Source organism: Geobacillus thermocatenulatus, from assembly GCF_002217655.1.
In the GTDB taxonomy this organism is placed as follows: Bacteria; Bacillota; Bacilli; order Bacillales; family Anoxybacillaceae; genus Geobacillus; species Geobacillus thermocatenulatus.
On record NZ_NEWK01000001.1, the window covers coordinates 1,708,459 to 1,722,151 of the forward strand.

13 protein-coding genes and 1 pseudogene are annotated in these 13,693 nt (G+C 51.9%); 13 read left to right on the plus strand and 1 reads right to left on the minus strand.

Features of this window, described 5'->3' with window-relative positions:
- Positions 1-116: 116 nt before the first annotated feature.
- The 13 genes and pseudogenes from B9L19_RS08750 (at position 117) to B9L19_RS08810 (ending at position 12,540) form a co-directional block, all read left to right on the plus strand.
- A complete protein-coding gene (locus B9L19_RS08750) occupies positions 117-980 on the plus strand; it encodes a 3-hydroxyacyl-CoA dehydrogenase (protein ID WP_047752964.1) in 864 nt (287 codons plus the stop codon).
- Between the two features lie 25 nt (positions 981-1,005).
- Positions 1,006-2,217, plus strand: a complete 1,212-nt coding sequence (locus tag B9L19_RS08755; protein WP_025950494.1) for a thiolase family protein — start codon at positions 1,006-1,008, stop codon at positions 2,215-2,217.
- A gap of 209 nt (positions 2,218-2,426) precedes the next feature.
- Complete coding sequence (gene paaX / locus B9L19_RS08760) at positions 2,427-3,284, plus strand: phenylacetic acid degradation operon negative regulatory protein PaaX (RefSeq protein WP_025950493.1); 858 nt, start codon at positions 2,427-2,429, stop codon at positions 3,282-3,284.
- Positions 3,285-3,596: 312 nt separating this feature from the next.
- Positions 3,597-3,698: pseudogene (locus B9L19_RS19345) on the plus strand (NAD(P)H-dependent flavin oxidoreductase); the annotation flags it as partial.
- A gap of 106 nt (positions 3,699-3,804) precedes the next feature.
- Positions 3,805-4,158, plus strand: coding sequence for a DUF3221 domain-containing protein (locus B9L19_RS08770; RefSeq protein ID WP_025950492.1), 354 nt, complete (start codon positions 3,805-3,807; stop codon positions 4,156-4,158).
- A gap of 27 nt (positions 4,159-4,185) precedes the next feature.
- Positions 4,186-5,013, plus strand: a complete 828-nt coding sequence (locus tag B9L19_RS08775; protein ID WP_053004390.1) for a trypsin-like serine peptidase — start codon at positions 4,186-4,188, stop codon at positions 5,011-5,013.
- Between the two features lie 274 nt (positions 5,014-5,287).
- Complete coding sequence (locus B9L19_RS08780) at positions 5,288-6,238, plus strand: NAD(P)H-dependent flavin oxidoreductase (RefSeq protein WP_025950491.1); 951 nt, start codon at positions 5,288-5,290, stop codon at positions 6,236-6,238.
- 186 nt (positions 6,239-6,424) lie between these two features.
- Positions 6,425-7,567, plus strand: coding sequence for a Glu/Leu/Phe/Val dehydrogenase dimerization domain-containing protein (locus tag B9L19_RS08785; protein WP_089113901.1), 1,143 nt, complete (start codon positions 6,425-6,427; stop codon positions 7,565-7,567).
- A 92-nt stretch (positions 7,568-7,659) separates the two neighbouring features.
- Positions 7,660-8,676 (plus strand): ABC transporter substrate-binding protein, encoded by a 1,017-nt coding sequence (locus tag B9L19_RS08790; RefSeq protein WP_025950489.1) that lies wholly within the window; start codon positions 7,660-7,662, stop codon positions 8,674-8,676.
- 14 nt (positions 8,677-8,690) lie between these two features.
- Positions 8,691-9,683, plus strand: a complete 993-nt coding sequence (locus B9L19_RS08795; RefSeq protein WP_025950488.1) for an ABC transporter permease — start codon at positions 8,691-8,693, stop codon at positions 9,681-9,683.
- Positions 9,658-10,452 carry an ABC transporter ATP-binding protein gene (locus B9L19_RS08800; protein ID WP_047752985.1) on the plus strand — a complete coding sequence of 265 codons (795 nt, stop codon included), beginning with the start codon at positions 9,658-9,660 and terminating at the stop codon, positions 10,450-10,452. The genes B9L19_RS08795 and B9L19_RS08800 overlap by 26 nt, the downstream gene beginning before the upstream one ends.
- Before the next feature lie 25 nt (positions 10,453-10,477).
- A complete protein-coding gene (pdhA, locus tag B9L19_RS08805) occupies positions 10,478-11,548 on the plus strand; it encodes a pyruvate dehydrogenase (acetyl-transferring) E1 component subunit alpha (RefSeq protein ID WP_025950486.1) in 1,071 nt (356 codons plus the stop codon).
- The gene (locus B9L19_RS08810) at positions 11,545-12,540 is read left to right on the plus strand and encodes an alpha-ketoacid dehydrogenase subunit beta (RefSeq protein WP_047752965.1); all 996 of its coding nucleotides are present in this window, start codon (positions 11,545-11,547) and stop codon (positions 12,538-12,540) included. The genes pdhA and B9L19_RS08810 overlap by 4 nt, the downstream gene beginning before the upstream one ends.
- Positions 12,541-12,683: 143 nt before the next feature.
- Here the strand turns inward: B9L19_RS08810 and B9L19_RS08815 are convergent, their stop codons facing one another.
- On the minus strand, positions 12,684-13,208 hold the full coding sequence (locus B9L19_RS08815; RefSeq protein WP_047752966.1) for a gamma carbonic anhydrase family protein: 525 nt from the start codon (positions 13,206-13,208) through the stop codon (positions 12,684-12,686).
- Positions 13,209-13,693: the final 485 nt, after the last annotated feature.

Here is a 13,693-nt window from a genome sequence, read left to right on the forward strand (position 1 = left end):
CACCCCGTCGCGCGTGATGGGGTGCCCATTCATTTGACGGCGTCCGCCGCTTGGCGAAAGGCACGCCGGCTTGATGCATCAGCCGTCATATGCGAAAACACGAGGGGGGGAAGACGATGATCGAACGTCTTGTTGTCGTCGGCAGCGGCGTGATGGGGAGAGGCATCGCGTATGTCGGCGCTGTCGGCGGGTTTCAGACGACCTTAGTGGACATTAAGCAAGAACAATTGGAGAGCGCCCAGAAGGAGATTGCTTCGATTTTTGAACAAGCGGTCGTTCGGGGGAAATTGACAACGGGCGAGCGGCAAGAAGCTGAGGCGCGTCTGTCGTATTCGCTTGATTTGGCAGCCGCTGTGCGCGATGCCGATTTGGTGATCGAGGCCGTGCCGGAAAAACTTGAATGGAAAAAGCAAGTGTTCGAGACAATTGACGCCCATGCGCCAGCGTCGTGCTATTTCGCCACGAACACGTCCACGATGAGCCCGACCGAAATCGGTTCGTTCACCAAACGGCCAGAGCGGGTGATCGCCATGCACTTTTTCAATCCGGTCCATAAAATGAAGCTTGTGGAAATCATTCGTGGCCTTGAGACGAGCGACGAAACGGCGCAAGTGGCGAAGGAAGTCGCCGCGCGGATGGGGAAAGAAACCGTTATCGTCAATGAATTTCCGGGATTCGTCACGAGCCGGATCAGCGCTCTTGTCGGCAATGAAGCGTTTTATATGCTGCAAGAAGGCGTGGGGACGCCGGAAGAGATCGACAAAGCGATCAAGCTCGGCCTCAATTTCCCGATGGGTCCGTTTGAGCTCGCGGATTTAGTCGGGCTCGATACGAGATTGAACAACTTAAAATATTTGCACGAAAAACTCGGAGAAAAATACCGCCCGGCGCCGCTGTTGGAGCAATACGTCAAAGCGGGGCGGCTCGGCCGCAAAACAGGCCGCGGCGTCTATGACTATACGAATCGGGAAAACGGCTGATCTGCCGAAAAGGATGGGGGAGAACATGAACAGAGAAGTTGTGATTGTCGATGCGGTGCGCACGCCGATTGGCCGCTACAAGGGAGCATTGAAAGACGTCAGACCGGATGATTTGGCGGCTGTTGTCATTCGGGCGCTCATCGAGCGAAATCCGGGTTTGCCGGTCGAACAAATTGATGATGTCGTTTTTGGCAACGCCAACCAAGCCGGCGAGGACAACCGCAACGTTGCCCGCATGGCGGCGTTGTTGGCCGGGCTGCCGATTGAAGTTGCAGGGGTGACGGTCAATCGGCTGTGCGGTTCAGGGCTTGATGCGGTCAATTATGCGGCGCGGGCGATTTTGGCTGGTGAAGCGGACATCATGATTGCGGGCGGCGTGGAAAGCATGACGCGCGCCCCGTTTGTCATGCCGAAACCGTCAAGCGATTTCCCGCGCGGCAACATCGAGATGTATGACACAACGATCGGTTGGCGCTTTATCAATCCGAAAATGCACGAAATGTACGGCACCGACAGCATGCCGCAGACGGCGGAAAACGTAGCGAAACGGTTCGGCGTAACGCGCGAGGCGCAAGATGAGTTTGCCTACGAAAGCCAAATGAAAGCGAAACAAGCGATCGAAACGAATCGGTTTGCGGATGAACTCGTGCCGGTTGTGTACCACGATCGAAAAGGCAACCGCGTCGTTGTCGACAAAGACGAGCATCCTCGTCCGGATACGACGTTGGAGAAGCTGGCGAAGCTGCCGCCGTTGTTTGAAAACGGCACGGTCACAGCCGGCAACTCGTCCGGCGTCAATGACGGGGCAGCGGCGCTGCTCGTCATGAGCGTGGAGAAGGCGAAGGAACTCGGCCTCAAGCCGCTGGCTTCGTATGTCACCTCCGCCGTCGCCGGCGTCGAACCGGCCGTCATGGGAATCGGCCCGGTTTTTGCGACGCGCAAAGCGTTGCGCCGCGCCGGGCTGTCGCTTGACGACATTGGGCTTGTCGAGCTGAACGAAGCGTTCGCCTCACAGGCGCTAGAGTGCATTCGCCAGCTAGAGCTCGACCGGTCGAAAGTAAACGTCAACGGGGGAGCGATCGCCCTCGGCCATCCGCTTGGGGCGAGCGGCGCCCGCATTTTGACGACATTGATTTACGAAATGCGAAAACGCGGCGTCGCCTATGGCTTGGCGACGATGTGCATCGGCGTCGGCCAAGGAATCGCCACCATTGTGAAAAACGCAGACGAACGGTGAGAGCATTTCGCCAGGTTGGCCTTGTCGCGGCGGCTTGGCGAAATGACGCCGGATCGGGCTGCGGCCGCCCGTTGGCGCGCCGCCGAGAGCCGCCTGCTTTTTAGCGGTGCGGCTCTTTTTTATTCCGTTTGTTTTTCGTCCGTCTTGCCAGCGTGAGAAAAGTTTGTTACGATTATAGTTCGAAAACAAGATAAAGGGAGTTTCATTGGATGAATACGCGCTCACTCATTTTTACCATTTACGGCGACTACATCCGCCGCTACGGCGGTGAAATTTGGATCGGGAGCCTCATCCGCCTCCTTCGCGAATTCGGCCATAACGACCAAGCGGTGCGGGCGGCGGTGTCGCGCATGAGCAAGCAAGGATGGATTCAGGCAGAAAAACGCGGCAATAAAAGCTACTATTCCCTTACGGCGCGCGGCGTCAAGCGGATGGAAGAGGCGGCGCGGCGCATTTACAAAACGCGTCCCGAGCATTGGGACGGGAAATGGCGGATCCTGATTTATACGATTCCTGAGGAGAAGCGGCATTTGCGCGACGAACTGCGAAAAGAGCTTGTTTGGAGCGGGTTTGGCACGATGTCCAACAGCTGCTGGATGTCCCCGAACAATTTGGAGCAGCAAGTGTACGACTTGATCGACAAGTACGACATCCGCCCGTATGTCGACTTCTTTTTGGCCGAATACGACGGTCCGCATACGAACAAGCAGCTTGTGGAAAAGTGCTGGAACTTGGATGAGATCAACCAAAAATACGAGCAGTTTATTGCCGTCTACAGCCAAAAATATGTCATTGACAAACATAAAATCGAGCGCGGCGAAATGTCGGATGCGGACTGTTTTGTCGAGCGAACGAAGCTCGTCCATGAGTACCGGAAGTTTTTGTTCATCGACCCCGGCTTGCCAGAAGAGCTGCTGCCGAACGAGTGGATGGGAAGCCATGCCGCCGCCTTGTTCAACGACTATTACCAACAGCTCGCCGCGCCGGCCAGCCGTTTCTTTGAAGCGGTGTTTCAAGAAGGGGTAGAGCTTGACAAAAAAGAAGAGGAAGAGACCTCCGTGGAATGAACCGGGATGCACGGCGCAACAGCAGCTGGGCATCCCGGTTGCCGTTTATGGAACGTTTGGTGCGGCGTCGTGGAAGAAGTATGTTGCCGTCCAAATGATCATCATTGGTGTGGGTGCCTCCTCATCATTGTTGAGTGTTCACCACTGTGGGGGACTGGGGCAGCCTCACTGACGAAAAACAGGCTTCAAAGGGAATTCATACGGTTGAATTGGTGTTCGTTTTTTTCTACGTTATAGAAATCAGCCATTCTCATCTTCGAAAAAATATGGTATCGTTTATATATAACGTATTTTTTACGGCGTGTGAATGTAATGAATGATATTTGCCGTTTGCTCAATCTTCGTTATCCAATCATCCAAGGGGGGATGGGCAACATCAGCAACGCCGAGCTGGCTAGTTCGGTATCAAAGGCGTGAATGCACTTGGGATCATCAATGTTCATTAGTGTGTTATTCTGTCCTGAAAGGGAAATTTGTTCATAACGATGGACCGGGAAACGAAATTGCTGGGGGGGATGGTATGAGGAGATATATCTTGGTGAGTATTATTTTGTGTTCCATAGCATTATTATTCTTCTTTAGTGAATATAGCGCGAATCGCTCTCCTAATCAAGCAACTGTTTCGGAAGGTTTTATTATTATGAAAGAAGGGGAAGTCTATTTAGTTGAAGATCAAGATTTTATTCAAGACGACGCCAATAAATTATCCATACAGGAATTAAGAAGAAAATACCATATGAGTAAGTTATGGATTACGGGAGCTGGTGCTTTGGGAGGAATAAAAAACGGGCAAAAGGTCAGAGTGTGGTATTCAGAGATTCTAGAATCGTATCCTAGCAAAATTAAAGTTACGAAAATTGAGTCTATTAAATAATAATTGAAATAAAAAGGGGGGGGCTTTATGAAAAAAATTGTGCTTATCATTTTTGTCATGATTGTGGTTATCATGTCGTCTATAATGAATACCCGGGCAACCGTTCTTGCTCAAAAAAACAGTCATAATGCTTATGACATGATCAATTCAAAAGGCGAAATCATTAAGTATGAAGATTACATGAAAAAGTTAAAGAATTCAAGAGTTTTCGTCACAGAGGGATCGGAAGGCACCGGTGAAGTTCTTCCAAAGGCAGAGATCAATATAGATTTCAAAAAAAGCAAGCCTTACAAATATAATTTAAACCCTGAAACAACATATATCGGTGATAAATCTCCGAATGAATATTTTCCTCAGGTTGTGATTGGTGCTGATGGTCGTACAAAGGTCTCCAATACTTCAGTTCCCCCTTACAGACAAATTGCGTACATTGAATTGGAATTTAGAGATGGTTGGTATGCTTGCACTGGAACTATTATTGGGAAAGATAAAGTTCTTACAAATGCACATTGTGTGATGGATGTTATGAATCAGTCCGGCGCGATAAATGGTTATGTATATCCCGCCATGAATAATAATATATATTCATACGGTGTATATCAAATAGTAGATTATTATATTACGAGCAACTATGTTCAAACAGGAGACCCAACCCAAGACTTTGCGGTGCTTAAGCTTAGCACATATTTAGGGAAAAATATTGGTGATGTAGTCGGGTACCTTCCGTTAAGACAAGTATCTAATATTCAAGGTACGTCAGTAAAGATTTATGGATATCCAGGGGATAAAATCGAACAGTATCAAAGAAATATCTCAATGGGGAATGACTGGCTCTGTTTCCAAAGAAACCAATGAACTTGCATTTTATCAAATTGATACTTATAATGGGCAATCCGGTTCTTCTTTACTAAACTCATCAAACGAAATCGTTGCTGTTCATAGAGGGAGCTTTAGCATCAATAGTACTACTTACAATGGGGGGCCGAAAATGATTAAACCGGTATATGATTTTATTCGAGCAGCAATGCAAAATTAACTATAGGAGTGTTTGGAAGTTGAATTAATGGATCGTATGCTTTCCCGATTTTAAAAACATGGACTTACTATTTCTAAAAGGTGTGAACAGATCATGAATGATATTTGCCGTTTGCTCAATCTTCGTTATCCGATCATTCAAGGGGGGATGGGCAACATCAGCAACGCCGAGCTGGCGAGCGCCGTGTCGGAAGCAGGGGGGCTCGGAACGATCGGCGCGGGGACGATGCCGCCTGATGAGGTGGAGGCGCTGATCGTTGAAACGAAGCGGCGCACGAATCGCCCGTTTGCGGTGAACATTCCGCTTCAAGTGACGCCGCACGCCGCGGAGATCGCCGAACTCGTCATCCGCCATCAAGTGCCGGTCGTTTCGCTTTCCGCCGGCAATCCGGCGCCGTGGATTCCGCGTTTTGCGGAACATGGCATCAAGGTGCTTGTCGTCGTCGCCTCGGTCAACCAAGCGCAAAAAGCGGAGGCGGCCGGGGCGGATGTCGTCGTCGCCGAGGGGTATGAGGCGGCAGGCATCAACTCGCCGCTTGAGTTGACGACGATGACGCTCATTCCGCAAGTCGCCAGCGCCGTCCGCATCCCCGTCGTCGCCGCGGGCGGCATCGGCGATGGGCGCGGGCTGCTCGCCGCCTTCGCGCTCGGCGCCCAAGGGGTGCAGCTTGGCACAAGGCTGGTGGCCACGAAGGAAGCGCCGTTTCATGACGCGTATAAACGGCGGCTTGTCGAGGCGAAAGAAAATGAAACGGTCATCGTCGGCCGCTCGGTCGGGCGCATCCGCCGCATCATGCGCACGCCGTATGCCGAGAAGCTGCTTGAGTATGAACAGCAAGGCATGCCGCTTGACGAGTTTCAACAATATACATCGGAGGATCGTCATCGCCGCGGCGCCCTTCTTGGCGATTTCCATGAAGGATTTATCAATGCGGGGCAAATCGCCGGCCTCATCGATAACGTGCCAACGGTGGCTGAACTGTTTGAACAAATGATGACGGAAGCGAAAACGCAGTGGCAATCATTATCCGAACTGTTTCGCTGATGTACGAAAGACGCCTGTCAAACGGCGTCTTTTTTTGGCGATGAAAAATGGGTTGGCAGAGGGTTGACACGGGTAACCAACATCGTTACTATAAAAATAGTATAACGTTATTATAACGTAATAATATTTTTTGTTATATTAACTTGAAAACGCTTTCAAGCAGTAAAGCAAAGGAGAGGGGACGCGATGAAGGTCATGCTATCGCCAAACATGTCGCAAAACTTCGATTTGTTTTTCCACATGCGCGAACACGAACAGGTTGTGTTTTGCCACGATGAAGCGACTGGCCTAAGGGCGATCATTGCCATTCACAGCACCGCGCTTGGGCCGGCGCTCGGCGGCTGCCGGATGCATCCGTATGCCACGACGGAAGAGGCGCTTGCCGATGCGCTGCGGCTGTCGAAAGGGATGACGTATAAATGTTTGGCCGCAGATGTCGATTTTGGCGGCGGCAAAGCGGTGATCATTGGCGACCCGCGCAAAGACAAATCGCCGGAACTGTTTCGCGCGTTTGGCCAGTTTGTCGAGTCATTAGGCGGCCGGTTTTACACAGGCACCGATATGGGGACGACGCCGGATGATTTCGTGCACGCCATGAAAGAGACGAATTGCATCGTCGGTGTTCCGGAAGCGTATGGCGGAAGCGGCGACTCATCCGTGCCGACGGCGGAGGGCGTCGTGTACGGCATTCAAGCGACAAACCAGGTGGTGTTTGGCAGCCGGCATTTGCAAGGCAAAACGTATGCCATCCAAGGGCTCGGAAAAGTCGGAAAAAAAGTGGCGTTTCGCTTGCTTGAGGAAGGGGCGGACCTGTACGTGTGCGATGTAAACGAATCGGCAGTCGAAGAGGTTGTTGCGTACGGCAAACGAATCGGAGCGTCCGTGAAACCGGTGGATGGAACCGACATTTACCGGGTGGAAGCCGATGTGTTCATCCCGTGCGCATTCGGCGGCGTCATCAACGATGACACGATCGCCGTCCTGCGGGTGAGGGCGGTCGTCGGCTCGGCGAACAATCAGCTGGCTGACAAACGCCACGCCCGAATGTTGAAGGAAAAAGGCATCGTATACGCCCCTGATTATATCGTCAACGCTGGCGGGCTCATTCAAGTGGCCGATGAACTGTACGGGGCGAACAAAGAGCGGGTGTTGGCGAAAACGAAAGCGATTTACGATACATTGCTCGCCATTTATGCACGGGCTGAATCAGAAGGAATGACGACGGTTGAGGCAGCTGACCAATTTTGCGAAGAGCGGCTCGAGCAGCGCAAACGCCGCAACCATTTCTTCACTCATCAAAAACGGCCGAAGTGGGATGTTCGCCATTAACGTGCATTCATGTGAAACGATTTATCTGAAAATAAATAATCGCATTATCTTTCAAAATAAAAAGCGGAAGAAGTCGTGGGGGGAGAAGGATCATGAACCAGATCGTGTCACGATTGGCCATTCCCGTCTTGTTCGGAGCACTCATGCTCTCTGGCTGCGGGGGAGGGGAAAAGACGGCGACCAATGGCGGAAAAGAAGAAGCGGCGGAGAACAAAACGGTTACGATCGGCGTCACGCAAATCATTCAACATCCATCGCTCGATGCGGCCTTCAATGGGTTTAAAAAGGCGCTTGAAGATGAGGGTTTTCAGGAAGGGAAAAACGTTCGGTACAATGTTCAAAACGCCCAAGGGGACATGAACAACAGCCAAACGATCGCCAACAACTTTGTGTCAGATGGGGTTGATCTCATTTTTGCCAACTCAACGCCAAGCGCGCAAAGTGCGCTCAACGCCACGAAAGACATTCCGATTGTGTTTACATCCGTCACCGATCCGGTCGGCGCTGGTTTGGTTCCGTCGATGGACAAGGCGGGCGAAAACATCACCGGGACAACGGACAGCCATCCCGATGCCATTCGCAAGATGATTCAATTCATCGATGAGCAGACAGATGCCAAAACCGTGGGTCTTATTTATAACGCTGGCGAACAAAACTCGGTGGCGCAAATTCAAAAAGTGAAGGAGGCGGCGAAGAAGACGGATTTGAAATTTGTAGAAGCGTCAGTGGCAACAACAGCAGAGGTGAAGCAGGCAGCAGAATCGCTAGTGGGCAAAGCGGATGTGTTTTACATCGTGACCGACAACACCGTTGTATCCGCCATTGAATCGGTTGTCAGCGTTGCCAACGAGAAAAAAATCCCTGTTTTCACGGGAGAGCTCGATTCGTTAAAACGAGGCTGTTTTGCGGCGTATGGGTTTGACTACTACGACATCGGCTACCAGGCAGGGCAAATGGCGGCCGCCATTTTAAAGGGGGAAGCCAAGCCGTCTGAGATCAAACCGGAATATCCGAAAAAGCTGAAGCTCGTCATCAATAAACAAGCGGCCGAAAAGCAAGGAATCAAACTGAAGCCGGAGTGGGACCAAATGGCGGAATACATGGAATGAAAGGATGAGTGCTGTTGTTGACATCCATCACAGGAGCAGTGGAATCGGGACTGATTTACGCCATTATGGCGCTGGGAGTGTATTTGTCGTTTCGTGTGTTGGATTTCCCGGATTTAACCGTGGACGGCAGCTTTGTGACCGGAGCCGCGGTGGCGGCGACGTTGATCGTCCATGGCGTCAATCCGTTTGCCGCGACGTGTCTGGCGCTTTTCGTTGGATTCGCCGCCGGGTGTATGACCGGGCTTCTTCATACAGCCGGGAAGATCAACCCGCTTTTGTCAGGCATTTTAATGATGATCGCCTTGTATTCGATCAATCTTCGCATCATGGGACGTTCGAACGTGCCGCTTTTGAATGAGAAGACGGTGTTTACAATCATTCAAGAATGGGGGACGAACATCGGACTTGACGCAGCCGCAGCCAAAACATGGGGAATTCTCCTGTCGATGACATTGCTTGCTCTTTTGTTGAAATGGTTCACCGACTGGTTTTTGCAGACGGAAATCGGGCTTGCGATTCGGGCGACGGGCGATAATCCGCGCATGATTCGCAGCCTGTCGGCCAACACGAGTTCGCTCATTGTGTTGGGGCTCGGGCTGTCCAACGCCATGGTCGCGTTTTCAGGGGCGCTTGTCGCCCAGTACGGGGCGTTCGCCGATGTCGGGATGGGAATCGGCATGATCATTATCGGCCTTGCTTCGGTCATTATCGGTGAAGCGGTATTGGGAACGAAAACGATCGCGCGAACCACGCTCGCCGTGATCGGCGGGGCGATTCTATACCGCATTGTCGTGAGTCTTGCCTTGCGCGTCCAATTTCTTGAGACAGGGGATGTGAAGCTGATTACAGCATGCATGGTCGTTTTGGCCCTTGTGGTTCCACAGCTTGTCCGCCAACAGCAAGAGAAAAAACGAAAAGAAGCAAAAAGACGAATCCAAGCCGAGGCGGCAGCGGCGGCCGCTGTTGGAAAGGGTGGGGCGGATGTTGCAATTAAACGGGATTTATAAAGTGTTTCATGAGGGGACGCCTGACGAAAAGATCGCGCTCCAAAACGTGCATCTGTCGCTGCAAAAAGGCGATTTTGTCACCGTGATCGGCAGCAATGGCGCGGGCAAATCGACGTTGATGAATGTGATTTCAGGAGTAATGCTCCCTGATGAAGGAGCGATTCAGATCGACGGTCAAGATGTCACGATGATGCCGGAATACGTCCGCTCCCGCTATATCGGAAGAGTGTTTCAAGATCCAATGGCGGGAACGGCGCCAAACATGACGATTGAGGAAAATTTGGCGATGGCGTACGCCCGCAATCAAACGCGCACGCTCCGCCGCGGGGTGACGAAAAAACGGCGCGATGAGTTTCGTGAGCTGCTCGCGACCCTTCATCTCGGGTTGGAGGATCGCCTCCAGGCGAAAGTCGGCTTGCTCTCGGGCGGGGAGCGGCAGGCGTTGTCGTTGCTGATGGCGACCTTCACCGAACCGTCCATTTTGCTTCTCGATGAACATACAGCGGCGCTCGACCCAGCGAGAGCGGAATTGATCACCAACTTAACCAAAGAGATTGTCGAGCGTTACCGCCTGACGACCTTGATGGTCACCCATAATATGCAGCAAGCCATCGAGTTAGGAAACCGCCTCATCATGATGGATAAAGGGCAGATTATTTTGGAAGTGGATGAAGCGGAAAAGAAGCGCTTGACGGTGGAGAAGCTGTTGGCGGAATTTCGGCGCATTCGTGGGGAACAGCTTGCAAGCGACCGCGCGGTATTGAGTTGATATTGTCAGGATGAGGGGGAATGGTATGGAACTCAACTTCCCGATCGTGCAAGTATTGAATGAAGACGGAACGGTCGTGCAGCCTGAGTATCGTGAACGAATCACAAAACCGTTAACGATGACGATGTACCGTCATCTTATTCGAACGCGGACGTTTGACCGAAAATGTGTCAGTCTCCAACGGCAAGGCCGCATCGGGACGTATGTGCCGTACGAAGGGCAAGAGGCGTGTCAAGTTGGAAGTGCGCTCGCGCTCAACGATGGGGATTGGATGTTTCCGACCTACCGCGACCATGGAGCGATGATGACGTTCGGCCGGCCGTTGACGACAACCCTTTTGTACTGGAAAGGGCGGACGGAAGGATGCGTTCCTCCTGAAGGGAAAAAGATTGTGCCGCCAAGCGTCCCGATTGCCACCCAGCTTCCTCAAGCAGCGGGGGCGGCATGTGCGGAAAAGTGGAAGGGAACGAACAACGCAGTCCTTGTGTACTTCGGCGACGGCGCGACATCGGAAGGAGATTTTCATGAAGGGTTGAACTTTGCGAGCGTTTTTGACGCACCTGTCGTCTTTTTCAACCAAAACAATCAATATGCGATTTCCGTTCCGATCACCCGGCAGATGAAGACGAAAACGATTGCCCAAAAGGCGCTGGCGTATGACATTCCCGGCATCCGCATCGATGGGAATGACGTGTTTGCCGTCTATTTCCACACGGCTGAGGCGCTTGAACGGGCGAGAAACGGAGGGGGGCCGACGTTGATTGAAGCGGTGACATGGCGTTACGGCGCCCATACGACATCCGATGATCCGTCCAGATACCGCGACCAGGAAGAGAGCAAGAAACGGCGTGAAACGACCGATCCGATCAAACGGGTCGAGCGTTTGATGCAGCGGGAAGGATGGTGGGATGAAGAATGGGCGAAGCAAGTGCAAGCGGAAGTGGACGCGGAAATCGAGCAGGCAGTGACGGAAATGGAACGTTATCCAAAGGCGGATGCGACGGATATGTTTGACTTTGTGTTCGCACAGCCGACATGGACGATCGCCGAACAAAAAGAAGCGTATCTGCAGTGGAAGCGGGGGATGGCAACATGATCACCGAGGTGGGGACGAAATCGCTTACCCTTGTGCAAGCGGTCAATGATGCGCTTCGCATTATGCTGAAAGAGCGTGAAGATGTCATCGTGCTCGGAGAAGACGTCGGGAAAAACGGTGGGGTGTTTCGCGCCACAGACGGATTGCTAGAGGAATTTGGCGAACAGAGGGTGATCGACACCCCGTTAAGCGAAGCAGGATTTACGGGAGCGGCAATCGGAATGGCGCTTGGCGGATTTCGGCCTGTCGTCGAAATTCAGTTTTTAGGGTTCATCTACCCGGCGTATGAACAAATTATGACCCACGCGGCGCGCATGCGGTCACGGACGAGAGGACATTTTGCTGTGCCGTTGGTCATTCGCGCGCCGTATGGCGCAGGGGTGCGGGCCCCGGAAATTCATTCGGACAGCACGGAAGCGCTGTTTACCCATATGCCGGGGATCAAAGTCGTCTGCCCCGCGTCGCCGTACGACGCCAAAGGGATGCTGATTGCCGCCATTGAAGATCCGGACCCGGTTTTGTTCCTCGAGCCGATGCGAAGCTACCGCGCGTTCCGCGAAGATGTTCCGGAAGGGAAATATGCGATTGAAATTGGCAAAGGGAAAAAACTTCGTGAAGGGGACGACGTGACCGTCATCGCCTGGGGCGCTATGGTGCCGGTCGCCATGAAGGCTGCGGAAGAGGCGGCGAAAAAAGGGATTGATGCCGATGTCATCGACTTGCGCACCCTTTACCCGCTCGATAAAGATATGATTGCCGAGTCGGTGCAAAAGACAGGAAGAGCCGTCATTGTCCAAGAAGCGCATGCGACCGGCGGGTTAGCCAATGACATTCTTGCCGTCATCAATGACACATCGTTTTTCTATCAACATGCACCGGTCGAACGGGTGACGGGATTTGACGTTCCGGTTCCGTTTTTCGCCTATGAAGACGACTATTTGCCAACGCCGTCGCGCGTGTTGCACGCGATGGAAAAAGTGATGCGTTTCTAGTTGCATCCGACATGATCGGAAGCGCAAAGAAAGAGCCATGCCTTTTCGGCTGGCTCTTTTTCTTGCTTTGATAAGCCGTACGAACTGACGGCTGCGTCTATCGTTTTTTGCGCAGCCATCTCGTTGATGGGGTGGTGCTGGTGTCACTCCCGATGATCGGCCAGCTGTTTTCGATACTCTTTTCCTTTTTGCACGTATGTATCAATCGACAGCTGGATGAGCGCAAGGTCTTTGTCCGTCAGTTCACGCACCACTTTTCCAGGCGAACCGACAACGAGCGAACGGGGCGGAATCTTTTTGCCGGACGGAATCAACGTGTTGGCGCCGACGATGCACTCTTCGCCGATTTCGGCTCCATCCAAAATCGTCGACCCCATGCCGATGATCGAGCGCCGGCGGATCGTGCAGCCGTGAAGGATCACATTATGCCCGACCGTCACCTCATCTTCAACGACAAGCGGCGACCCTTCGTACAAATGGCAGGTCGTATTGTCTTGAATGCTCGTTCGGGCGCCGATTGTAATCGGTCCTTCATCCCCACGCAGGACCGCGTTGAACCAAATCGTCGATTCCGGACCGACAGTGACGTCGCCGATCAAATAGGCTCCCGGGGCAATGAATGCGGTTTCATGAACATTCGGACGTTTTCCGTTATACGGGTATAGCATTCCCCACATCCCCTTTCATTTGGTGAACTGTTTCATGATCAGTATAACACATTTTGTACGGGAGCGGAAATAAGCGGAATGCACGATATCTTTTCCGCTGCCAAGAACCATCCATTCATGTACCAATGCCTTACGGGGCGAGCAAAAGCGGCAATGAGGCGGTCGTCAGCCTTTGATGGCAAATGATCAACGAAAAGCGGAAAAAGGTTTTTTCTGTACGATGAAAAGACGTATTTTTGTTTTTTATTCGAATAATATTATTTTTCTTAATGTTTCTTTTTATAACATGAAATTATGAATCATGCAAAATTTTTTTGACAATATAAACATAATGAATTATTATATTAAAAGAATTTAAAGGAGCATTCCCGTTAGGAGCTTTTCCGGGGACTTGATCAAAAAAAGCCCTCTTGGTATGATGCAGGGGTGTCAAACAACACCTACCATCATGCCAAGGAGGACTTCAGATGAATTGTACACAAAAC

Bases quoted from the DNA above. Each gene is read 5' to 3' on its own strand.
- B9L19_RS08750 (WP_047752964.1), top strand. From the start codon at position 117: ATGATCGAACGTCTTGTTGTCGTCGGCAGCGGCGTGATGGGGAGAGGC.
- B9L19_RS08755 (WP_025950494.1), top strand. From the start codon at position 1,006: ATGAACAGAGAAGTTGTGATTGTCGATGCGGTGCGCACGCCGATTGGC.
- paaX (WP_025950493.1), top strand. From the start codon at position 2,427: ATGAATACGCGCTCACTCATTTTTACCATTTACGGCGACTACATCCGC.
- B9L19_RS08770 (WP_025950492.1), top strand. From the start codon at position 3,805: ATGAGGAGATATATCTTGGTGAGTATTATTTTGTGTTCCATAGCATTA.
- B9L19_RS08775 (WP_053004390.1), top strand. From the start codon at position 4,186: ATGAAAAAAATTGTGCTTATCATTTTTGTCATGATTGTGGTTATCATG.
- B9L19_RS08780 (WP_025950491.1), top strand. From the start codon at position 5,288: ATGAATGATATTTGCCGTTTGCTCAATCTTCGTTATCCGATCATTCAA.
- B9L19_RS08785 (WP_089113901.1), top strand. From the start codon at position 6,425: ATGAAGGTCATGCTATCGCCAAACATGTCGCAAAACTTCGATTTGTTT.
- B9L19_RS08790 (WP_025950489.1), top strand. From the start codon at position 7,660: ATGAACCAGATCGTGTCACGATTGGCCATTCCCGTCTTGTTCGGAGCA.
- B9L19_RS08800 (WP_047752985.1), top strand. From the start codon at position 9,658: ATGTTGCAATTAAACGGGATTTATAAAGTGTTTCATGAGGGGACGCCT.
- pdhA (WP_025950486.1), top strand. From the start codon at position 10,478: ATGGAACTCAACTTCCCGATCGTGCAAGTATTGAATGAAGACGGAACG.
- B9L19_RS08810 (WP_047752965.1), top strand. From the start codon at position 11,545: ATGATCACCGAGGTGGGGACGAAATCGCTTACCCTTGTGCAAGCGGTC.
- B9L19_RS08815 (WP_047752966.1), bottom strand. From the start codon at position 13,208: ATGCTATACCCGTATAACGGAAAACGTCCGAATGTTCATGAAACCGCA.